The organism is Corallococcus sp. CA041A, assembly GCF_003612075.1.
In the GTDB taxonomy this organism is placed as follows: Bacteria; Myxococcota; Myxococcia; order Myxococcales; family Myxococcaceae; genus Corallococcus; species Corallococcus exiguus.
Window position 1 is genome coordinate 15,077 of record NZ_RAWF01000084.1, and the last position, 20,032, is coordinate 35,108.

The 20,032-nt window shown below is 70.5% G+C and carries 20 protein-coding genes; 9 read left to right on the forward strand and 11 right to left on the reverse strand.

The features are described from left to right. Nucleotides 1-83: 83 nt before the first annotated feature. Nucleotides 84-452, reverse strand: a complete 369-nt coding sequence (locus D7V77_RS17055) for a PaaI family thioesterase (protein WP_169820855.1) — start codon at nt 450-452, stop codon at nt 84-86. After that, the gene (locus D7V77_RS17060; protein ID WP_120577348.1) at nt 442-2,625 is read right to left on the reverse strand and encodes a sulfatase-like hydrolase/transferase; all 2,184 of its coding nucleotides are present in this window, start codon (nt 2,623-2,625) and stop codon (nt 442-444) included. Before D7V77_RS17060 ends, D7V77_RS17055 begins: the two co-directional genes overlap by 11 nt. 158 nt (nt 2,626-2,783) lie before the next feature. Between D7V77_RS17060 and D7V77_RS17065 the strand changes: the two genes are divergently transcribed. The 8 genes from D7V77_RS17065 (at nt 2,784) to D7V77_RS17100 (ending at nt 11,761) form a co-directional block, all read left to right on the forward strand. Continuing rightward, complete coding sequence (locus tag D7V77_RS17065) at nt 2,784-4,058, forward strand: adenylate/guanylate cyclase domain-containing protein (protein WP_120577349.1); 1,275 nt, start codon at nt 2,784-2,786, stop codon at nt 4,056-4,058. A 173-nt stretch (nt 4,059-4,231) separates the two neighbouring features. Next, nucleotides 4,232-4,750, forward strand: a complete 519-nt coding sequence (locus D7V77_RS17070; protein WP_120566563.1) for an NADH-quinone oxidoreductase subunit C — start codon at nt 4,232-4,234, stop codon at nt 4,748-4,750. 13 nt (nt 4,751-4,763) lie between these two features. Continuing rightward, nucleotides 4,764-6,023: an NADH dehydrogenase (quinone) subunit D gene (gene nuoD / locus D7V77_RS17075; protein ID WP_120577350.1), complete on the forward strand. Its 1,260-nt coding sequence runs from the start codon at nt 4,764-4,766 to the stop codon at nt 6,021-6,023. Continuing rightward, complete coding sequence (locus D7V77_RS17080) at nt 6,020-7,912, forward strand: 2Fe-2S iron-sulfur cluster-binding protein (RefSeq protein WP_120577351.1); 1,893 nt, start codon at nt 6,020-6,022, stop codon at nt 7,910-7,912. The genes nuoD and D7V77_RS17080 overlap by 4 nt, the downstream gene beginning before the upstream one ends. A 2-nt stretch (nt 7,913-7,914) precedes the next feature. Continuing rightward, nucleotides 7,915-9,360: a complex I subunit 1 family protein gene (locus D7V77_RS17085; RefSeq protein ID WP_120577352.1), complete on the forward strand. Its 1,446-nt coding sequence runs from the start codon at nt 7,915-7,917 to the stop codon at nt 9,358-9,360. A 27-nt stretch (nt 9,361-9,387) separates the two neighbouring features. Continuing rightward, nucleotides 9,388-10,140 (forward strand): NADH-quinone oxidoreductase subunit I, encoded by a 753-nt coding sequence (locus D7V77_RS17090; protein ID WP_120577353.1) that lies wholly within the window; start codon nt 9,388-9,390, stop codon nt 10,138-10,140. Between the two features lie 173 nt (nt 10,141-10,313). Then, nucleotides 10,314-10,676: a ferredoxin gene (locus tag D7V77_RS17095; protein ID WP_120577354.1), complete on the forward strand. Its 363-nt coding sequence runs from the start codon at nt 10,314-10,316 to the stop codon at nt 10,674-10,676. A 17-nt stretch (nt 10,677-10,693) separates the two neighbouring features. After that, on the forward strand, nt 10,694-11,761 hold the full coding sequence (locus D7V77_RS17100; RefSeq protein WP_158624416.1) for a S9 family peptidase: 1,068 nt from the start codon (nt 10,694-10,696) through the stop codon (nt 11,759-11,761). 8 nt (nt 11,762-11,769) lie between these two features. Here D7V77_RS17100 and D7V77_RS17105 read toward each other — a convergent pair whose 3' ends face one another. Continuing rightward, on the reverse strand, nt 11,770-14,376 hold the full coding sequence (locus D7V77_RS17105; protein WP_306770443.1) for an adenylate/guanylate cyclase domain-containing protein: 2,607 nt from the start codon (nt 14,374-14,376) through the stop codon (nt 11,770-11,772). Between the two features lie 99 nt (nt 14,377-14,475). On the opposite strand from D7V77_RS17105, the gene D7V77_RS17110 reads away from it, so the two are divergent. After that, nucleotides 14,476-15,339, forward strand: coding sequence for a hypothetical protein (locus D7V77_RS17110; RefSeq protein ID WP_120577356.1), 864 nt, complete (start codon nt 14,476-14,478; stop codon nt 15,337-15,339). 6 nt (nt 15,340-15,345) lie between these two features. Here D7V77_RS17110 and D7V77_RS17115 read toward each other — a convergent pair whose 3' ends face one another. The 8 genes from D7V77_RS17115 to D7V77_RS17150 form a co-directional block, all read right to left on the reverse strand. Then, nucleotides 15,346-16,269, reverse strand: coding sequence for a hypothetical protein (locus D7V77_RS17115; protein ID WP_199733795.1), 924 nt, complete (start codon nt 16,267-16,269; stop codon nt 15,346-15,348). A 225-nt stretch (nt 16,270-16,494) separates the two neighbouring features. Then, entirely contained in the window at nt 16,495-16,803 is a 309-nt protein-coding gene (locus D7V77_RS17120) for a YtxH domain-containing protein (RefSeq protein WP_120577357.1), read from the reverse strand. Nucleotides 16,804-16,856: 53 nt separating this feature from the next. Further along, nucleotides 16,857-17,237, reverse strand: a complete 381-nt coding sequence (locus D7V77_RS17125; RefSeq protein ID WP_120577358.1) for a hypothetical protein — start codon at nt 17,235-17,237, stop codon at nt 16,857-16,859. A gap of 26 nt (nt 17,238-17,263) precedes the next feature. Beyond that, nucleotides 17,264-17,458: a hypothetical protein gene (locus D7V77_RS17130; protein WP_120577359.1), complete on the reverse strand. Its 195-nt coding sequence runs from the start codon at nt 17,456-17,458 to the stop codon at nt 17,264-17,266. A 72-nt stretch (nt 17,459-17,530) separates the two neighbouring features. Continuing rightward, nucleotides 17,531-17,740 (reverse strand): DUF3618 domain-containing protein, encoded by a 210-nt coding sequence (locus tag D7V77_RS17135; RefSeq protein ID WP_120577360.1) that lies wholly within the window; start codon nt 17,738-17,740, stop codon nt 17,531-17,533. After that, entirely contained in the window at nt 17,730-18,203 is a 474-nt protein-coding gene (locus D7V77_RS17140) for a phage holin family protein (protein ID WP_120577361.1), read from the reverse strand. The genes D7V77_RS17135 and D7V77_RS17140 overlap by 11 nt, the downstream gene beginning before the upstream one ends. Nucleotides 18,204-18,372: 169 nt before the next feature. After that, complete coding sequence (locus D7V77_RS17145; RefSeq protein ID WP_120577362.1) at nt 18,373-19,137, reverse strand: endonuclease/exonuclease/phosphatase family protein; 765 nt, start codon at nt 19,135-19,137, stop codon at nt 18,373-18,375. A 25-nt stretch (nt 19,138-19,162) separates the two neighbouring features. Next, nucleotides 19,163-19,684, reverse strand: a complete 522-nt coding sequence (locus D7V77_RS17150; protein ID WP_120577363.1) for a hypothetical protein — start codon at nt 19,682-19,684, stop codon at nt 19,163-19,165. Between the last annotated feature and the right edge of the window lie 348 nt (nt 19,685-20,032).

Sequence of the window (20,032 nt, forward strand, 5' to 3'; positions counted from 1 at the left end):
ACACCGCTTTCGCTTCACCCCACGGGCCCCGCGCCGCCTCTCACGAAGAGGCCGGTGACGGGGCCCGAGGCGTTTTTTGGGGCCTACCAGCGGTGGTACGCGGGGTGGCCTTCCTTCACGGCGACGAAGGTGCCCCGGCAGGTGGCCGTCACCTTGCCATTCTCCCCGGTGAGGGTGCCCTCCACGACGACGCGGTCGCCCTCGATGGACACGGGCTTCGCGGACAGGTGCACGGGGCCCATGGGCGTGGGGCGCTTGAGCACGATGGCGTAGTCGGCGGTGACGGTGCACGGCGGGGTGGCCGCGCCCTGCGCCTTCATCAGGTGGTACGCCGCCGTCCAGTTGCAGTGGCAGTCCAGCAGCGCGCCGATGATGCCGCCGTTGAGCACGCCCGGGAACGCCTGGTGGTGCTCCTCCGGCGTCCAGTCCGCGACGACGAGGTCACCCTCCACGCGGCTGCGGATGCGCAGCCCCTTGGGGTTGGCCGGGCCACACCCGAAGCAGGCGTTGTGGGGGGCGTACGTTTCCTGGAGGCCGCGAGTCGTTTCGGTCGTCGACATGGCCGGCGACTCTACGTGAGGCGGACTCCGGTGCGCGCTCCGTCGCGTCGTCCAGCCAGTCCGCCAGCGCTCGCGCGTCCGCCCCTTCACAGTCACCCATGCAGGTGCGGCGCACGCTGCCATCCGCCTGCGGCCGGTCCACCACCCAGCGCTGGCCATCGAAGGCGCCGGTGTCCTTCTCACGCAGCACCGCCGTGCCCGCGTCGTCACCCATCTCCACCACGCCGTCCGGGCGCAGGCGGTACGCGTCGAAGGTGCGCGGCGCGCCCGGCCAGTGGCCCGGGTCGAACACCTCCGGACTCACGTGCGTGTAGCCCGTCTCCGCGTACAGCGGGGTGAGCGGACGCCCCTCGCCACGCAACAGCGGCCCGAGCGACGCCCCGTCAGACTCCGGCAGCGCGGACAGACCGGACAGCTCCAGCAGCGTGGGGCCCACGTCCACCAGCCGCGCCAGCGCGTCCACCTGCGCCGGGCCCGCGCCACGGCCGCCAGGCATCTTCACCGCGAGCAGGATGCGGTTCTCCTCGTCACCCAGCCGGGCCCCGTGCACGGACGTCGCGCCCGCCAGGTCCGGCCGGTCCGCGTGGAAGCTCTCGCCGTGGTCGGACATCAGCACGATGAGCGCGTCGTCGTAGCGCCCGGAGGCCCGCAGCGCGTCCAGCAGCGTCCCCACCTGCGCGTCCGCCTGCGCGATCAGCTCGTCGTAGAGCCCCTCCGCGCCCGCGCGGTTCCACGCCCCCTTCGCTCCCGGGCTCACCGGCGCGAAGTGCATGCGCAGCCGGCGCTCCAGCGGCTCGGAGGAGGACACGTAGCGGCGGTAGAACGGGTACACCGGGTCGCCCGGGAAGTGCGCCGCCGTGGCGTGGAAGGCGAAGAGCAGCGGCCCCTCCCCTGCTTCCGCCACGAGCCCGTCCGACAGCCGCCGGGCATAGCCCATGGGGTCGTGGATGCCGGCCAGCGCGCGGTTGTCGATGAACTCGGGCACCCACGCGGCGCCGGCCGGGTTGTCCGCGAACAGGCCCAGCGCCCGGTAGCGCAGCTTCTCCAGCGCGAAGTTGATCGCGCCGCGCGGAGGCTGCCAGCGCCTGGCGAAACCGGAGGCTGGGCCCTCGAAGTGGAAGCGCGAGCAGTCCGTGGCGAACACCGTGCGCCACCCGGCGTCCGTGAAGCGCTGCGCGAAGGTGGGCGCCAGCACGAGCCGCGCGTCAGGCGTCAGCGGGTAGCGCACGCCCGTGCGGTACGGCCAGCGCGCGGTGAGCAGCGAACGCCACGCGGGCTCCGTCTGCGCCACCGGCGTGTAGGCCTGGGTGAAGAGCGTCGCGTCCTGGAGGAAGCGCTCGACCTGGGGCGCGACGCCATGCCCCGTCGCGCCCAGCCGATCCGGCCGGAACGCGTCGATGCCGATGAGCACCACCAGCGGCTGCCGGACGGAGGGCACCACCCGGCGCACCGTCACCGCCACCGCCAGCACCACGACGACGCCCGCCACCACCGCCCACGCGGCGCGCTCCGCCCGGAGAGGCGCCGGGCCACCAGAGGCCACGAACCGCCGCAACCCCCGGGCGCCGCGCCACGCCAGCACGGCCAGATGGACCGCCACCCACGCCCCGGCCGCCGCGCGCGCCTGCCACGGCTCTCCGTGATCCACCAGCCACGCCAGCACCGGCCGCACCGCCGGCAGGTCGTCAAAGAGGGCGGGCCGCGCGAGCGCCCGGTCCCAGGCCCAGAACAGCAGCAGCCCCACCCAGTGCGGCACCATCAACGCCAGCGCCACCCATCCACCCCGCCGCGTCCAGGCGGAAGCCAGCACCGCCGCGCCAAGCCCCAGCAGGCCGCCCGCCACCATGTACACGGCGACCACGCGCAGGATGACGCCGGGCAGCAACGGCCGGACCGCCGCCGCCAGCGCCGCGTAGGGGCCGTCCAGCGGGATGTCCACGCCCACCACGCCCGCCTTGAGCAGCCAGACGGTCTCGGCGGCGAAGAGCAGCAGCCCCAACAGGGAGCCAAGGGCCAGGCGCCCCGAGGCGGCACGGAAGAAGGAGGCGACGGTCCGCACGGACATGCCTCCAGCCTCTACCCCGTCCGGGCATTTCCATGCCAACTCTGTGTTCTTCCGGGCTTTCAGGGAACACCTGATGTGCATGTCACACACTGTCGGTGCAAGATGGCGTCTTACTGTTCCTGACCGCCGCTTCCCTCGGCCCGGGGGGGCCCACTCCCATGTCATCCAGCGCCACGCCCAGCGACAGCCTGCAGGAGTCCGTCCGGCGCGCGCTCGACATGGAACGGCAGTCCAATGGACGGCACCTGGCATGGGTCCGGCTGGGCGCGGTGGGCGTGCTGTTCTCCATGGCCGTGTACCTGGGCCGGGTGCGCGAGCTGCACGACTGGGACGTCTATCTGGCGCCCTTCGCGCTGTACCTCGTGTGCACCACCCTCGTGGCCGTGGCGGTGACGGCCTCCGCGCGCATCGCCCGCTGGGCGTCACTGTCCGTCGCGTTCGTGGACGTACCCGCCGTGTACTGGCTGCAGCACCTGTCGCTGCCGGTGTCCCCGTCGCCGGGTGGCGTGGCCGGCTTCACGCTGGGCATCTTCGCGGCGCTCGTGCTGCTGTCCGCGCTGAGCCTGAGGCGGCCCGTCACCCTGCTCGTCACGGTCATCGCCATCCTCGCGGAGGTGGAGCTCCAGCGTCAGGCCTCCATCGGCGGAGGCGCGCAGGTGGCCGGCGCGGTGATGCTGGCCATGACGGCCGCGGGTGCCTCCCGACTCCTCCAACGCATCCGATTCCTGTCCGCCGCGGTCACCCAGGAGGAGCTCCAGCGCGCCCGGCTGGGCCGCTACTTCTCCCCCGCCGTCGCCGAGCGGCTCCAGGACCGCGACTCCCCCGTCCCGGAGCTGCGCGAGGTGTCCGTCCTCTTCGCGGACGTCCGCGACTTCACCTCCTTGAGCGAACGGCTGCCACCCGAGCAGGTGGTCACCATCCTCAACGAGTACTACGGCCGCATGGTGGAGGTGGTGTTCCGCCACGGCGGCACGCTCGACAAGTTCATCGGGGACGCACTGATGGTGTACTTCGGCGCCCCGCTGCCGGACGCACACCACGCCCGGAGCGCCACCCGGTGCGCGCTGGACATGGTGCGCGAGCTGAAAGCCGTCAACGCCGAGCGCGCCGCCAGGGGAGAACCCGGCCTGCGCATGGGCGTGGGCGTGCACACGGGGCCGGTGGTGCTGGGCAACATCGGCTCGCCGTTCCGGCGCCTGGAGTACACGGCCATCGGCGACACGGTGAACCTGGCCAACCGCATCGAGCGGCTGACCAAGGGCTTCGGGGTGCCGGTGCTTGTCTCCCAGGCGACCCGCGAGCAAGCGGGTGACGCCTTTCGCTGGGCCCCCGCCCCCACCGCGCTCGTCCCCGGCAAGAGCCAGCCGGTGGTGACATTCATCCCCGAGCCCGCCGAGGACGCCCCGGTGCTGGGCCCGGACGTGGCCGCCTGAGCCCTTCCGGCCGCCGTGCCCAGGCAGGCAGGGGGTGGATCGCGACGCGGGCTGCTGAACCACCTAAGTGGCCTACACGGTTGAGGGTTTACGTTGACGCCTCACGCGAACGGTCCTTATAAAGCCGCGGTTTCCTCTGTCGTAGATCGAGGCCCCCCTTGAGCATTTTCGCGTTGGACCGGGTCGCCGCCCAGTTCCCCGAAGCGGTCGCGGAGCGCTATGTCGACCGCGCCGGCGGAGCCTGGGCCGTCATTCATGCGGAGTGGCTTCCGAAGGTCGCCACCTTCCTGAAGATGGACCCCGAGCTGGACTTCAAGCTGTTCGGCTCCGCGGACGCCGTGGATCGCCTGCACCTGGCGGAGAGTGATCCGCGCTTCGAGGTCGTCTACTTCCTCTATTCGCTCAAGCGGAAGGAGCACGTGCGCCTGAAGGTGCGCGTGACCGAGACCCGCCCGGAGCTGCCCTCCCTCACGCCGCTGTACCGCGGCGCCAACTGGTGGGAGCGGCTGGTGTTCGACTTCTACGGCATCCGCTTCACGGACCACCCGGACCTGCGCCGCATCCTCCTGTACGACGAGTTCCAGGGTCACCCCCTGCGCAAGGACTACGCGCTGCGCGACCGCCAGCCGCTGATCCCCGAGCGCCCCATCAAGGACATCTTCCGCGGCCCCGGCACCAGCGGCATCGCCTGATCGAGACCTCACCATGGCCGACAGCCACAACACCGACGCGCAGAAGCCCCACAACCCCGACACCGATGGGCTCGCCCACGAGGAGTCGGAGCTGGAGTCGCACTTCCAGACGAAGAACATGGTCATCAACATGGGCCCCTCCCACCCGGCCACGCACGGCACCGTGCGGCTGAAGGTGGAGCTCGAGGGTGAGACCATCGTCAAGATCGACCCGGAGATCGGCTTCCTCCACCGCGGCTTCCAGAAGAGCTGCGAGAACGTCACCTGGACGCAGTGCCTGCCGTACACGGACCGGCTCAACTACCTGTCCGCGATGATGAACAACTTCGGGTTCCTCAACGCCGTGGAGAAGCTCATCGGCCTGGAGATCCCGGAGCGCGCCCAGTACATCCGCGTCATCGGCAGCGAGCTGCACCGGCTCACCGACCACCTGACGTGCGTAGGCGCCACCGGCCTGGAGATGGGCGGCTTCGCGCCGTTCCTCTACGGCATGGAGGCCCGCGAGCTCATCCAGGACCGCGTCACGGAGCTCACCGGCGCGCGCCTCACCACCAGCTTCGGCCGCGTGGGCGGCATGAACCGCGACCTGCCGGAAGGCTGGTCGGAGAAGGTTCGCAAGACGCTGGACCGCACCGAAGAGCTGCTCGTGGAGATGGACGGGCTGCTCACGCGCAACCGCATCTTCGTGGACCGCACCAAGGGCACCGGCGTCATCTCCGCCGAGGACGCCATCGACTACGGGTGGACGGGCCCCGCGCTGCGCGCGTGCGGCGTGGATCACGACCTGCGCAAGGTGCAGCCGTACTGGGTCTACGACCGCTTCGACTTCGAGGTGGTGGTCGGCGAGCACGGCGACAACTACGACCGCTACCTCGTGCGCCTGGAGGAGATGCGGCAGTCCATCAAGATCATCCGCCAGGCCCTCGACACCATCCCCGCGGGTCCCATCATCGTGGACGACTGGCGCATCGCGCTGCCGCCCAAGCCCGAGGTGTACGGCACCATCGAAGGCGTGATGGCGCACTTCAAGCTGGTGATGGAGGGCATCCAGGTGCCCCCCGGTGAAGTCTATGACGCGACGGAAGCGTCCAACGGCGAGCTGGGCTGGTACCTGGTGAGCGACGGTCGCGGCCGGCCGTACAAGGTCCACGTGCGCGCCCCGGGCTTCCCGGTGCTGGCGGCGCTGCCGCACATCATCCAGGGCAAGATGCTCGCGGACCTCGTTCCCACCTTTGACACCATCAACATGATCGGCGGCGAGGTCGAGCAGTGAGCGACAACGACACGAAGAAGCCCACCGGTGACGCGCAGACGCCCCCCAAGGGCGCGCCCACCGACACGCCCGCGGCCAAGATTGGCTCGGAGCCGTCCAACCCGCCCGCCGGCGCGAAGCTGGACAATCCGCCCGCGGCCGCCAGCGGCCCCACCGGTACGCCTCCGCCCAAGCCGGCGGCGCCTCCGGCCGGTGGCCCTCCGCCCAAGCCGCAGCCCAAGAACCCGGGCTTCGTGACGGCGGTCATCGACGGACGCGAAGTCGTGGTGAAGCCGGGGACGAACATGATCGAGGCGGCCAAGTCGGTCGGCTCGGAGATCCCCTACTACTGCTACCACCCGCGCCTCTCCATCGCGGCCAACTGCCGCATCTGCCTCATTGAGGCGTCCAACGCGCCCAAGCTCGTCCCCGCCTGCCAGACGCCCATGGCCGAGGGTCAGGTCATCAAGACCACGACCCCCAAGGTCAAGGAGCAGCAGCGCGCGGTGATGGAGTTCCTGCTGCTGAACCACCCGGTCGACTGCTCCATCTGCGACCAGGCCGGTGAGTGCAAGCTGCAGGACTACTACATGAAGTACAACTACAAGCCCTCGCGCCTGGAGGGCACCAAGGCCCTCAAGCACAAGCGCAAGGTGCTGGGGCCTCACGTGGTGCTGGATCAGGAGCGCTGCATCATCTGCACGCGCTGCGTCCGCTTCATGAACGAGATCCCGAAGGAGCCGCAGCTGGGCGTCTTCGGCCGTGGCAGCCACGAGCGCATCGACGTCTTCCCGGGCAACGAGCTGAACAGCAACTACTCGCTGAACACCGTGGACGTGTGCCCGGTGGGCGCGCTGCTCTCCCGCGACTTCCGCTTCAAGGCGCGCTCCTGGTTCCTGTCCGCCACGCCGTCCGTCTGCACGGGCTGCTCGCGCGGCTGCAGCATCTCCGCGGACTGGATGTCCCAGGACACCTACCGCTACCGCCCGCGTGAGAACGAGGCCATCAACAAGAGCTGGATGTGCGACCAGGGCCGCCTGTCGTACAAGGACCTGAACGTGGGCCGCGTGCTGTCCGCCCGCGTGGGCCGCGGCCTGCAGGCCCCCGGCACGGTGCAGCCGGTGCTCACGCGCAAGGACGCCGCGCTCGGCGCGGTCAAGGCGCTCAAGCCGCTCGCGGGCTCCAAGCAGCTCGCGGTGCTGGCCTCGCCGCTCGCGTCCAACGAGGACCTGCTCGCGGGCCTGACGTTCGCCAAGACGGTGCTGGGCGTCACCAGCGTGTTCGTGGGCGGCCGGCCCCAGGGCAAGGCGGACCACTACCTGATGACGGCGGACAAGAACCCCAACCGCCAGGGCCTGGCGCTCATCGCCAAGAGCCTGGGGCTGTCGCTCAAGGGCTTCGAGGAGCTCACCCCGGCCATCAACGCGGGCCAGGTGAAGGCGCTCTACGCGGTGGGCACGGAAGTCCCCACGGACGCGGCCGCCTTCGCGGAAGTCGCCGCGAAGCTGGAGGTGTTCGTCGCCCAGGCGCAGAACGAGTCTCCGGTGACGGCGCAGGCCACGGTGCTGCTGCCCGCTTCGGCGCACATCGAGGACGAGGGCACGTTCACGCAAGCGGACGGCATCACCCAGCGCTTCCGCAAGGCGTACCCCTCCAAGGGGGACGCGGTGCCGCACTGGAAGTGGGCCACGGAGCTGACGCGCGAGCTGGGCGGCGAGGCCGCCGCGGCTTCCGCGCGCGACGTGTGGCGGGCGCTCTCCGGGCAGGTGTCCGAGTTCGCCGAGTTCAACTGGGACAAGGCCTCTCCGCCGGACCGGGAGAAGCCGGGCATCAATCCGCTGCCGTCGGGAGCCGACGGCCGTCCGCCGGGCTACCGTGAGTTCGGCGCGCCGCGCGTGAGGGGCATCTGACCATGAGCCGTATCCTGACCATGCTGTTCGCCATGGCCTTCATCGTCTTCGCCATCGCTGGCGGAGTGGCCTCGGCGTATCTGGTGGGCTACCTGGCGGAGGAGTACCTCTTCGAGGGTGCCAGCCGCCTGACGAACATCATCTTCCTGATGCTCGTCTTCGTGATGATCACCGCGACGCTGCTCACGCTGGCGGAGCGCAAGTGGTCCGCGTTCATGCAGGACCGCGTGGGCCCCAACCGCGCGCGCCTGTCCGCCATCCCGGGCCTGGGCAACCGCTCCCTGGGCGGCATCCCGCACATCATCACCGACGTGCTGAAGATGCTGACCAAGGAGGACTTCGTCCCCGGCACCGCCAACCGCTTCCTGTTCAACCTGGGCCCCATCCTCGCCTTCGCGCCGGTGTTCGCGCTGTTCGCGGTGGTGCCGGCCGGGCCCACGGTGAGCGTGTTCGGCAAGACGGTGGACATGGTCGTCGCCACGCCGGACTTCGGCATGCTGTACCTGCTCGCCATCGCGTCGCTCGCCGTCTACGGCACGTCGCTGGCCGGTTGGTCCTCCAACAACAAGTTCGCGCTGCTGGGCGGCGTGCGCGCCTCCGCGCAGATGATCAGCTACGAGGTGGCGCTGGGCCTGTCGCTGGTGGGCCTGTTCCTGGCCTTCTCCTCCGTGCAGCTGCCCACGCTGGTGGGTGACGTGGGCAACGCGCTCGTGTCCGGCACCGGCCAGGCGAAGTACCTGTGGCGCACGGACGGCGGCTTCGACCTGGGACTGCCGGCGTGGGGCATCTTCATCCAGCCCCTGGGCTTCATCGCCTTCTTCGTGGCGTCCTTCGCGGAGACCAAGCGCGCCCCGTTCGACGCTCCGGAAGGCGAGTCGGAAATCATCGGCTACTTCGTGGAGTACTCCGGCATGAAGTTCGGCATGTTCATGATCTCCGAGTTCGTGGAGGTCGTGGTGCTGGCCGGCGTGACGGCGTCGCTCTTCTTCGGCGGGCACCACCTGCCCTTCGGCGGCGAGTGGCTGGCGGCGCAGCCCTTCTTCCAGGAGCACGGCTGGGTGTACGGCACGCTGCTGGGCACGGTGTTCTGGATCAAGGTCATCCTGCTCATCTGGGTGCAGCTGGTGATCCGCTGGACCTTCCCGCGCTTCCGTTACGATCAGATCCAGAACCTGGGCTGGAAGATTTTGCTGCCCGTGGGCCTGGCCAACGTGTTCATCAGCGGCGCGCTGGTGCTGTGGGATCCGTCCCTCCAGGCGCTGGGCGTGGTGGGCCTGCTGGAGATCGGCTTCGTGATCGCGCTGACGATGACCTCGGGTTCCAAGGCAGCGGACGCGCACGACGCGGCGCACGGCCATGGGCACGACGCGCACGGCCACGGAAGCGATGCGCACGGCCTGCCGGCGCACGCGGACCCCCACTCCCACTCCCCGGCGGGCGCGCACTAGCGCGGTCCGGAAGCGAGACAAGACACCATGGCGTTCAATGCTTCCCAGGACCCGCGCACGGACCTCCGCGAGCGGATGTACATCCCGGAGCTGCTGCGCGGTCTGGCCATCACGACCAAGCACTTCTTCCGCAACATGTTCGGCACGCGCGACCCCAACCCCCAGGTTGTGGACCGCACGGGCATGAACCTGATGACCACGGTGGAGTACCCGGAAGAGAAGCCCATCTATCCGGAGGGCTACCGCGGTCTGCACCGGCTGGTGCCGCGTGACGACGGCAAGCCGCGCTGCGTGGCCTGCTACATGTGCGCGACCATCTGCCCCGCGCAGTGCATCTACATCGAGGCCGGTGAGTACGAGCACGCGTCCGCGGACTCCGAGTCGGCGGTCATCGAGAAGTACCCCACCCAGTTCGTCATCGACGAGCTGCGCTGCATCGTGTGCGGCCTGTGCGTGGAGGCGTGCCCCAAGGACGCCATCCGCATGGACACGTACATGCACACGCCGTCCGAGTACAACCGGCAGAACTTCGTCTACGACATCCCGAAGCTGCTCAAGGGCCCGCCGGTGTCGCACCCGTCCGACCCGTGGAACAAGCGCGACAGCTCCTCGGAGCCGCACCACGTCCACAAGGAAGCGCACACGCGCGTCGGCGAGGGACACGCGGACCACGGCCACGCCAAGCAGTTGGGCGCGGGCCACGGCCACGCCAAGGCGAGCACCGGGCACGCGGTGGTGACGCAGCAGGGTCCCATCCAGGTGACGAAGTTCATCAAGTAGTCCCTTGTTTCGCACCGCGTGGGGCGGGCCGTCCGCCGCCCCTTCGCACGCATCCCGGCCCGCCTCCTTCCCGCCGTCCAGGGAAGGGCGGGCCGAAGCCTTTTCTGGGGGCATGTGGTGATGCTGCACCTCTTCAATGCGCATGGTGCCTGCCTGGCACGGGGAGCCCCGCCGTGAAGCGCTACCGGATGTCGGTGTGCAAGGGCTCCAGCTGCCGCGCGGGCGGCTCGGACGCGGTGCACGTGGCGGCCCGCGAGGCGCTGGCGGAGAAGGGCCTGCAGTCGCGCTGCGAGCTGTACCGGGGCGGCTGCTACGGCTTCTGCCACATGGGGCCCAACGTGGTGGTGCGCGAGGACACGGGCCGCAAGCGAGACCCGCTGTCCCCGGAGGACTACCAGCTCATGGGGTGGCCCGGAGAGGTGTACTACTCCGGGATGACGGCGGAGAAGATGCGCCGCGTGGTGGCCGAGCACATCCAGGACGACGCACCGGTGCGCGAGCTGTTCGGCCAGCCGGACTCCGGCGACGACGACTGATGCTCAGGAGGTGGGCCGTGCTTCGCGCATCCCGTTCTCCCCTCCTCCTGCCGGGTCTCGTGGGCCTGCTGGTGCTGGGTGCGTGTTCGCGGCCCGCGGCCCCGGCGCCCCTGAAGGTGCTCGGCGCGCATGCGGATGCGGACAGCCCCCGCGTCGTGGGCGCGGCGCTCGTCCGGGACGGGGATTCGCGCGAGGAGCTGCTGCGGCGCCATCCCCGTGTGGAGCCCGACGCGGCACTGACGTCCACGCTGAAGGCAATCCTCGCGGACTCCGGGCAGCGTCTGCGATGGAGCGCGGCCCCCGCGGAGGACCTGGAGTGTGACAACGGCGACGTCCGCTTCCGGATCCAGGTGCGGGTACCGCCCGCGTGCCGGGAGCGCGCGTGTCCCGTGCTCGCCTTCTACACAACGGGCTGTCCCCGGCCGGACTACCACTGGCGCCCGGAGTTCTTCCTCCGCGCGGGCTTCATCTTCGCGGAGCCCGCGGTGCGGGGCACCAAATGCTCCGAGGACTGGGCCCGCGCGGACAACGGGCCGCTGCGCGTGGCGGCCGCCACGGACCTGGAGTCCGCCAGCCGCTGCCTGCGCCAGCGCTTCACCCGTGATGGCGTGGCCCCCAGGTTGGGCATCCTCGGGTGGAGCTACGGAGGCAACCAGACGCTGGTGGGCATGACGCGCTTCGCGGGCAGCTACGATGCGGGCTTCGCCTTCGCGGCCAAGACGGACCTGGCCTCATTCCTCTCCCAGACGACGCCAGAGCTGCGCGGTGCCAGGGCCTCCGAATACGGCGATCCGGAGCGGGACGCGGAGCGGCTTCGCGTCATCTCCCCCGTGACCTGGGTGGACCGCGTGGAGGCCCCCATCACCCTGATGCTGGGCGCGAGGGACCCCAAGGTGTCGCTGTCGGACGCGGACGTCTTCGTGCGCAAGCTCCGGGCAAGGGGCCAGGACGCGACCCTGATGATCATCCCCGAGCACGCGCACCTCACGGAACGCCCGGAGGAGATCGCCTTCGAGCACGCCCACCTCCTCCAGTTCTTCACCACGCGCTTCGGCGTGCCCCTGAGGGTGGACACGCAGCCCTGACGGTCTGCCTAGCGCGCGTCCGTGCTGCGCCGGCCCCAGCGGATGACGCCGTCCCAGTCCTCGGGCGGCGGGGCCTGGATGAGGCGCTGGCAGCGCTGGACGTAGACGCGGGCCACCGGGTCGCCATGCTCCACGGTGCAGCGGCGGAACAGCTCCTGGGCCATGATGAAGTCGCGCCCGTAGTAGGCGGTGAGGGCCTTCTCGTAGAGGGCGATGCCGGCCTGCTTCTCGGGAGAGAATTCGCCCCGGCGGCCCAGGAGTTCGTGCACGCGCACGGGCTGGGGACGGTCTCTCAGGAGCACGCGGTCCACCTCTCGGAAGACGTAGGCGTCGCTGGCGAGCTGCGCGGTGGCATGCCCCACCAGCACCTGGGTGCCGTACTCCTTGTTGGCCGCCTCCAGCCGGCCGGCCATGCTCACCGCTTCGCCCATCACGGTGTAGTGGGACTTGAGCTCGCTGCCCATGTCGCCCACCAGCAGGTCGCCCGTGTCGATGCCGGCGCGCACCGACAGCCGGTGGCCGAACTGCTTCTCCCAGAGGGGCTGCTTCTGCGCGAGCGCCGCATGGAGCTTCAGCGCCGCCTCGCAGGCCAGGTGCGCGTGGCGGTCCGTGCGCACGGGCGCTCCCCAGAAGGCCATCACCGAGTCGCCGATGTACTTGTCCACCTGCCCCGCCGTGGCGCGCACCACGGCGGTCATCTCCGTGAGGAAGGTGTTGAGCAGCGGCACCAGCTGCTCCGGCGGCATCGCTTCCGACAGGCGCGTGAAGCCCTCGATGTCGCAGAGGTACACGGTCATCTGCCGGCGCTCCGGCTTCATCAGGCTCACGTCGCGCGCCACCAGCCGCGCCACGTCCGGGCTGACGTAGCGGCCCAGCGCGCTGTGCACGAACTCGCGCACGTCCTGTTCGGTGCGGAAGGCGTAGAGGGTCGTCACCAGGAACGCGAGCCCGCCGGACCACAGCGGCCCCGCGACGGCGATCCACACCTGGTCATGGACGAAGACGTAGCCCGCCGCGCCCACGTAGCCCGCCCCGGCCGCCACCGCCACGCAGACGAAGAGGAAGGCGCCGCCCACGGAGCGCAGGAGCCAGCTGCACGACAGCGCCAGGAACGCGCCGATGAACGCGAGCCCCATGGTGGCGAGCATGTCCACCTTCGGCGGCGCGCGGGTGATGCCGTCCGACGCGAGGATGTTGGCGAGCGCTTGGCCCAGCACGGCGCCGTTGGCGATGCCCGGCCCGATGGGCGTCACCCGGCGCTCGGGCGCGTAGCTGCTGGTGTTGGTGAGGATGACGGCGCGGCCATCCAGGTCGTGGTCGAAGCGGACGGGCCGCGCCTCTTGCGAGTCGAAGAGGTTGAGCAGCACGTTCCACGCGCGGATGGAGCGGGCGAGCGGGCCGCGAGCACCGCGGGTGGCGGCCGGGGCCTCCCAGCGCAACAGGCTGTATCCGGCCGCGTCCATGGGCACGGAGTACTTGTCCCCGATGTAGAGGCGCCCCTCCGCGTACCGCAGCTTCTGCGTGCCCGCGAGCCGCATGGCGGCGGCCAGGGGCAGCGAGGGCAGGACGTAGCGCTCACCCCCGCGCGGGCTGTACGCGACGAGGTGGGGCACACCGCGCACCACGCCGTCGGAGTCCGAGGGCAGCGTGGTGGCGCCGTAGCCGCTGGCCTGGCTGAGCAGCGGCGTCACCGGGTGCTGGAGCTGGCGCACCTCCAGGAGCTTCTCCGGATCCAGCCCCTGCACCTGCACGGAGGCCAGGGCGAGGAACAGGTCCGACGGGGCCACGCGGAAGGCGTCGTCCGCGGCGCGGCGCTCCTGGATGGACGCGGCGGCGGTGCCCAGCTGCTCGCCCAGGCTGCGGCCCTCGCCCTCGTCCGCGACGCCGGCCCAGACCTCCAGGGACTTGCCGGCGGGGATGAGGAACGCGGGGCGCTGGAGGGCGAGGACGGACTGGGCGCGGGTGCGGGCCTCGGTGACGCTGGGGTAGCTGCCCAGGCGGACGCGGTAGGGCCACAGGCGGCCGGTGGGAGGCAGCGTGCGGGTGCCCTCGGCGCCCCAGCGGAAGGCGAGCACGGAGTGGCCGGGGTCCTGGTCCAGGAGGGCACGGAGCGCGTCGTCGTCCTGGGACAGGGCGCCCCGGCCCGAGCGCGTGGGGGTGACGCAGGCGCGGGGGCTGAGCTCCGGGTAGGCGAAGTCCAGCATCACCACGGAGGCGCCCTCTTCCACCAGCCGGTGCACCATGCCGCCCATGACCTGGCGAGGCCACGGGTACGCGGCGATGTCCGCGCGGGGACCCTGCTGGGCTTCGGCGAGGGTGTCGTCGTCGATGGAGACGAGCACGACGCGGTCGGAGCGCTCGGACACCTCTCCCAGCTGGCGGATGCGCCAGTCGTAGAAGACGCGCTCGCCGCCGTCTATCCAGCGCGAGAGCCCGTCGATGAAGCCGGAGGGCGACAGCCAGGGCGCGGGCGTGTCCTCCGGCCGGACGGGGCCCGTGTCGCGCTGGGAGACGAGCAGGCCCAGCAGGCAGCCGAACAGGGCCGCCATGGCGAGCGAGAAGCCGAGCCGGTGGAGGAAGCGGCGGCCAGAGGAGTGGATGCGGAGGCGTTGCACGAGCGGCGCACAGGATACTCCGCCTGAGCCCCGCGCCCATGGGCAACACGCGCGGTATGGTTGGCCGCCGTCACCCGTGCCCCGTTCAAGAGAGTGCCCATGAAACGCCTGTTGCTGTCCGCCCTGGCCACCGTGTCCCTGCTGTCGCCGCTCGCCTGTGACCTGGAGAAGACGACCAACCAGCTCAAGGCGGACCACGTCATCGTGGGCACCCTGCTCTCGACGCCGCAGGTGGACGTGTCCGCGTCCGCCATGGCGGGCTACGACGCGGGGACCTTCGGGCCGGACGGAGGGGACGTGGTGAGCTTCCCCGGGCAGACGGCGGCGTTCGTGTTCTTCGGGACGAAGTCTGGGGAGAACTCGCAGCCTCAGGGCCTGAGCGGGGCCACCGTGACGCTGAACGCCGGGAGCTCGGCGGGCGTGCCGCTCAATGGCCAGGGCGGCGGCAGCTACGGCGTGACGAGCGACTCCACGGACGACCTGAAGTACGCGTCCGGAGCCACCTATTCGTTCTTCGCGGAGCAGGGCGGGACGAAGTACGAGGCGCGGGTGGAGGACGCGCCCACGAAGGAGGCCATCCCGGCGTTCCACCCGGCGGAGGGCTTCGTGCGCATCAACGCCAACACGGCGTTCGCGTTCGACCGGCCGGCGCCTCCGCCGAACCAGGACCGGACGCTGGGCTTCGTGACGGTGGTGCCGCTGGGTTCAAACGGAGAGAAGGGCCAGTCCACCTATTCGAACGTGCCCACGTCGCCGGTGGAGTTCCTCCAGCTGGCGGCGACCCCGGCGCTGTTCCGCGAGGCGCGCGTGACCATTCCCGCCACCGCGTTCCCGAACCCGAAGCAGACCTACCTGGTCATCTTCCAGGCCGTGCGCATGGGCGGCCCTGAGTCCGACAACCTCTTCCTGGGCAGCGTCGTCCTGGCGGGCACCGCGGAAGTGGGCATCGTCCGGACGAACTGAGCGCGTCTAGCCGGCCTCGATGTCCAGGCCGATGCGCTCCTCCAGCTTGAGGCGCAGCAGGTGGCCCGCGAAGCGCTCCGACTCTTCGCGGGTGAGGATGCTGCGGAAGTCCGGCCCGTCCGCGATCTCCACCTCCATCACGGCGCCGCGCTGGAGGAGCCGGAAGAAGTCCTCTCCGCCCCCCGGCCTGGGTACTCGAAGAGGGATGAATCCCTTGAGCGGCACGACGTCCGTGCTCGCGTCGATGACGCGCAGCAGGCCCGGCGCGTCCGGGCGCACGGCGTCGGAGACGACGGACTCCTCCGCGTAGAGCGGCGCGGGCGGAAGCGACAGGTCCTCGGTGGAGTCGTCGAAGAGGAAGCCGTAGCGGGATGGCACCCGCTGCGTGAGCAGGTAGCAGAGCAGGACGGCCTCATCCGGCTGCACTCGCGCGACGTGGAGGATGGAGCGCTCCGCGCCCACGCGGCGCAGGAGCAGCGTGAGGTGCGGCTGGCTGCGCTGGAGGTAGCGCTGGACGCGGTCCAGCAGCGTGGTGCGGACCTCCGTGAACGCGGCCTGGTAGCGGGCTTCGCTCTCCGCTTCGCGCTGGGAGACGGCGTCCCGGGCCTTGGTGAGTTTGGCTTCCGCGTCGCGGAGGAAGTCGCTGGCGGAGCCCTGGGGCTGGAGGCCCGGAGTCGTCGAACCGGCGTCCATGCCCGCGGCACGCACCGCGCCCAGCAGGAATGAACCCTGCTGCGTGAGCCGGGCCTGCTCCTCGCGAAACTGGATGACGGAGGCCGCGTGCTCGCGCTTCAGCTCCGCCCAGGCGTCGTAGGTGGACTCCAGCGTTTCCAGCGCACGCAACTGCCCCAGCGCACCGTCGGGTCCGGAGGCCCACGGCGTGTCCGTGTTTCGCGCGGGAAGCGCCGGGGACTCGTCCACGGCGGGCATGTCCACGGGCGTGTCATGTCTCGGTGGCGGTGTCGCCCCGGGCGGTTTCGTACCGGATGTCCGTCGATTCTTCGCCGCGCTCACCGGGTCTGCTCCTGATGCGAAGGCTCGTCCATCGCCTCGCATCCTAGGCCATTCGCCCTCCCCCTCCGCCGGAAACACGAAGGCCCCTCCCCGCCATGAGCGGGAAGAGGCCCGTGTGCGACTCCAAGGCACGCCCTGGAATCAGGTCGTCCGCTGACCCGGCGGCACCGTGGAGCCGGCGCCCTGCTGGGTCTCCGTGCCACGCGCGGTGTTGATGGCCGTGGCGAGCTTGTCCTGGCCGCCCTGGATGCGCTGGCGCAGGTCACCGCGCAGCTGCTGGCCCGGCTTGTCCGCGAGCAGCAGGCCCACGCCCACACCCACGAGCACGCCCGCCGCGAAGATGCCCAGCGCCGGCAGCGCCGTCTCCGCCGTCGTGCGGCGCGTCTCCAGGCCGATGAGGTCCAGCACGTCGTCCCTGTCCAGCTTCTTCAAGTCCTTCAGGCTCAGCATGTCCGACTCCGGGGAAATGACTTCGGGGAAAGACGCGGGTTGCTTCGGAAATCCTAGACGCTGCCCGACGGCGGCGTGCCACGGCCCGTCTGGTAGCCCTGGAAGGCGGACTCCGCCATGCCCATCAGCTCATCCTTCACGAAGGGCAGCGCGGCCAGCCGCACGCCCAGCTTGAGGATGCGCCCGGTCAGCGGCGTGAAGAGACCACCGCCCAGCACGTAGCCCACGCCCACGGCGATGGCCAACGTGCCATAGGGGTTGCGCTCCACGCGCCCCTTCAGGTCCAGGGTCTGCCCCAGGTCCGCCACCGCGCTGCGCGCGTTGTCGATGAACTGCTGCGCGTCCGAGCCCAGCTGATCCACGCGCTGGCCGAAGCCCGCGTCGTCGCCGTGTCCCGCCGTTCCGTTGCCCGTCGTGCCCGAGTAGTTCGTCATGTCCGTGCTCGCTTTCAGGCAACCGGTTAGCGGGACGCGATGCGGCCCACGATGAAGCCCACCGCGATGGCGCCCAGGAGGCACGTGCCCGGGTTGGCCTTGATGAACCCGACGACCTGGTTGTTCAGGTCCACCAGGTTCTGCCGCGCCTCGTCCATGTCCGGCAGCTGCTCCTGAATCTGCCGCGCCCGGTCTGCCATCTGCTGAGGATTGATTTCCATGGAAGCCCTCTGCTGTGCGTTCGTTTTCCGATTGCGTCTAGAAGCTTCTGCATCCAGGCCCGCTCGCGCCGTTCAGCGCCGCGAGCCCACCAGGTAACCAACGAGGAAGGCGGTCCCCACGCAGGTGTAGGGATGCTTGCGCACCCACTGGCGCCAGTCGGTGACTTCCGCCACCTCCACCCGGAGCGCGCTCACCGACGTGGCCAGGTCGGCCCGGGTGCGCTCGATTTCCTCGCGAAGCGCCGCGCTCGTGCGCGGCAGGTGTCCGTTGCTAGCGCCCATCCCGCGGCTCCTTGAAAGCCATTCCCGTTGCGTCCTTCAGCGTGTTCACCCCGGGCGCCGCGGCCACTCGCGGCTGCGCATTGGTGAGCGCCGCCATGCTGCGCGACAGCTCGCTCACGCTGTCATCCATCATCTGGCGTGACTTCATCCGCTTCACCGCGCGCAGGATGCCCAGGCCGCCGCCCACCAGGTTCACCGCGCCCACCAGGGCCAGCGCACCCGCCCACCCCGTCCACGGAGCGAGCACGGCCGCCAGCGCCCCGCAGACGAAGGCGTACCCCACGAGCAGGAAGGGCACGAACACGGCGATGCTCGCCACGTCCAGGCCCATGGCCTTCGCGTCCTCCGCCAGCTCCACGCGCGCCAACTGGAGGTGCTGCGTCACCAACCGACTGAAGCCGTCCGCCATGCGCCCGACGAGCGCGGCGACGCCGCGATCCGTCTGTTCACTGCCCACGTGCATGCGCTCTCCGGCCGACGCTCACGTCCCTGTGCGCGTGGGCGCCAACCTAGGCACCCCACCTCCCCGCGACAACCACGGCGCGAGGAATTTGTCCGGCGTTCGCCAGCGTCGGCCACTCAACGCGAGAAACCACCGGACTCCGGTGCGAGCCTACCCCAAGCCCACACCCCTAGCCGATCAGCTGCACCGGCGGTGCGACAGGCGGCTGCACGGCGATGGGCGCCTCGAAGCGCATCACCAACGGCAGGTGGTCCGACGCCACGCGGCTCAGCGGCGAGCGGTGCGGCGTCACCGACACGGGCCGCACCCCCGAGTCCACGTAGATGCGGTCCAACCGGAACAGGGGCAGCCGCGTGGGGTACGTGCGCGCGGCGGCGCCCAGCTCGAACGCGGCGTCGTGGATGGCCTCGCGCACGAGCGACGACACCGGCCCGTTGCCCCAGGAGTTGAAGTCCCCGCACACCACCATGGGGTCCTTGCGGGCCGCGTCGCGGAGCAGGTCGGCGGACAGCAGGAGCGCTTCCTGCCGCCGCCGCTCGCTCACGGACAGGCCCAGGTGGAGACAGAAGACGTGCAGCTGCTGCCCTCCTCCCAGGTCCAGATCGCACCTCAACGCGCCCCGGGGCTCGCGGCGCGGCACGCTCAAGTCATAGTTCTTCGACTTGAGCACCGGCAGCCGGCTGAGGATGGCGTTGCCGTACCTTCGGCCGTTTCGGACCACGTTGGGTCCGAAGGCCATGTGCATCCCGAGCATCGCGGCCAGGTGCTCGGGCTGGTCCTCCCGGGACGTCTTGCCCCGGAAGTCCCCCACCTCCTGCAGGGCGATGATGTCCGCGTTCACCTCGCGGAGCACCAGACCCACGCGCTCCAGGTCGAAAGCTCCGTCCACGCCGATGCCGGAGTGGATGTTGTAGGAGACCAGGGTCAGCTCCACGCGTCGTTCACCCTCCCCTTCTTGCTCAGGCCGGAATGATGCGGCGGGCCGCCAGGCGCACCGCATCCAGGGGCAGCAACGCCAGCCGCCGCATCGCCGACGCCACGTCACCCACGCCAGACCGGATGGCCTTGAGCTGCCGGCGCGCCTCGTCGATGAGGTCCGGCAGCCGGCCCTGCTGCAGCGGCCGTTCCTGCGTGGGCGGCAGGGCGCCGATGGGCGCCGTCGTCCCGATGATGGGCGACGCGGCCGCCGCCTTGCGCTGCTTCTTCTTCGACGCCCCGCTCACGCGCGACACCGGCCCGTGGGAGAACTTGGCGTCCGCCTCCGGACGGGCCAGCTCCTCCAACTGGAGTTCCATCTTGCGCGCGTTGAGGATCTCCTCCGTCTGCGCGTGGCTCTTGCCGTAGTGGATGCCCTCGTGTTCGTCCACCGACACCCGCGACGACTGGGCCAGGTGCTCCTTGTCGCGCTGACGAAGGCCGCGCTTCTGCGGCGGGAGCGTCTTGGGAACCTGGAAGTGGTCGAAGCTGTAGGAGCGAGGCATGCGCGCTCTCCCTTTCGAAATTGATGTGCTGCGTTGATGTCGGAAAGCTAGGGAGCCCCTCGCCGTCCGTAACGCCTTGACACGGGGAGAACTGGCACGGCTGCCTGCTGCACGTCCGGCCAGGAACACCCTTTCGCCTCCGAGGGCACCCAAGTACCGGCAATGGCACATCTCTGGAGCCTGCCGTCAGGACGTGCGGCCAGGCGTCCACCGGGAGTCAGCCAGCCGAGCCCTTCCGGGCAGAGAAGCAGCCAGCCAACACGCCCGACGCCGGTCCGGGAAGGTTCCGCGCGTGCGTGGTGTAAAGAACGGCCCATGCCCGCCCGGACCCCTTCCGCCGCCCGCCTC

Excerpts from the sequence above, each read along its gene's own strand:
- D7V77_RS17060 (WP_120577348.1), bottom strand. The coding sequence starts at position 2,625 with ATGTCCGTGCGGACCGTCGCCTCCTTCTTCCGTGCCGCCTCGGGGCGC.
- D7V77_RS17065 (WP_120577349.1), top strand. The coding sequence starts at position 2,784 with ATGTCATCCAGCGCCACGCCCAGCGACAGCCTGCAGGAGTCCGTCCGG.
- nuoD (WP_120577350.1), top strand. The coding sequence starts at position 4,764 with ATGGCCGACAGCCACAACACCGACGCGCAGAAGCCCCACAACCCCGAC.
- D7V77_RS17085 (WP_120577352.1), top strand. The coding sequence starts at position 7,915 with ATGAGCCGTATCCTGACCATGCTGTTCGCCATGGCCTTCATCGTCTTC.
- D7V77_RS17090 (WP_120577353.1), top strand. The coding sequence starts at position 9,388 with ATGGCGTTCAATGCTTCCCAGGACCCGCGCACGGACCTCCGCGAGCGG.
- D7V77_RS17110 (WP_120577356.1), top strand. The coding sequence starts at position 14,476 with ATGAAACGCCTGTTGCTGTCCGCCCTGGCCACCGTGTCCCTGCTGTCG.
- D7V77_RS17115 (WP_199733795.1), bottom strand. The coding sequence starts at position 16,269 with ATGCCCGCCGTGGACGAGTCCCCGGCGCTTCCCGCGCGAAACACGGAC.
- D7V77_RS17120 (WP_120577357.1), bottom strand. The coding sequence starts at position 16,803 with ATGCTGAGCCTGAAGGACTTGAAGAAGCTGGACAGGGACGACGTGCTG.
- D7V77_RS17125 (WP_120577358.1), bottom strand. The coding sequence starts at position 17,237 with ATGACGAACTACTCGGGCACGACGGGCAACGGAACGGCGGGACACGGC.
- D7V77_RS17130 (WP_120577359.1), bottom strand. The coding sequence starts at position 17,458 with ATGGAAATCAATCCTCAGCAGATGGCAGACCGGGCGCGGCAGATTCAG.
- D7V77_RS17135 (WP_120577360.1), bottom strand. The coding sequence starts at position 17,740 with ATGGGCGCTAGCAACGGACACCTGCCGCGCACGAGCGCGGCGCTTCGC.
- D7V77_RS17140 (WP_120577361.1), bottom strand. The coding sequence starts at position 18,203 with ATGCACGTGGGCAGTGAACAGACGGATCGCGGCGTCGCCGCGCTCGTC.
- D7V77_RS17150 (WP_120577363.1), bottom strand. The coding sequence starts at position 19,684 with ATGCCTCGCTCCTACAGCTTCGACCACTTCCAGGTTCCCAAGACGCTC.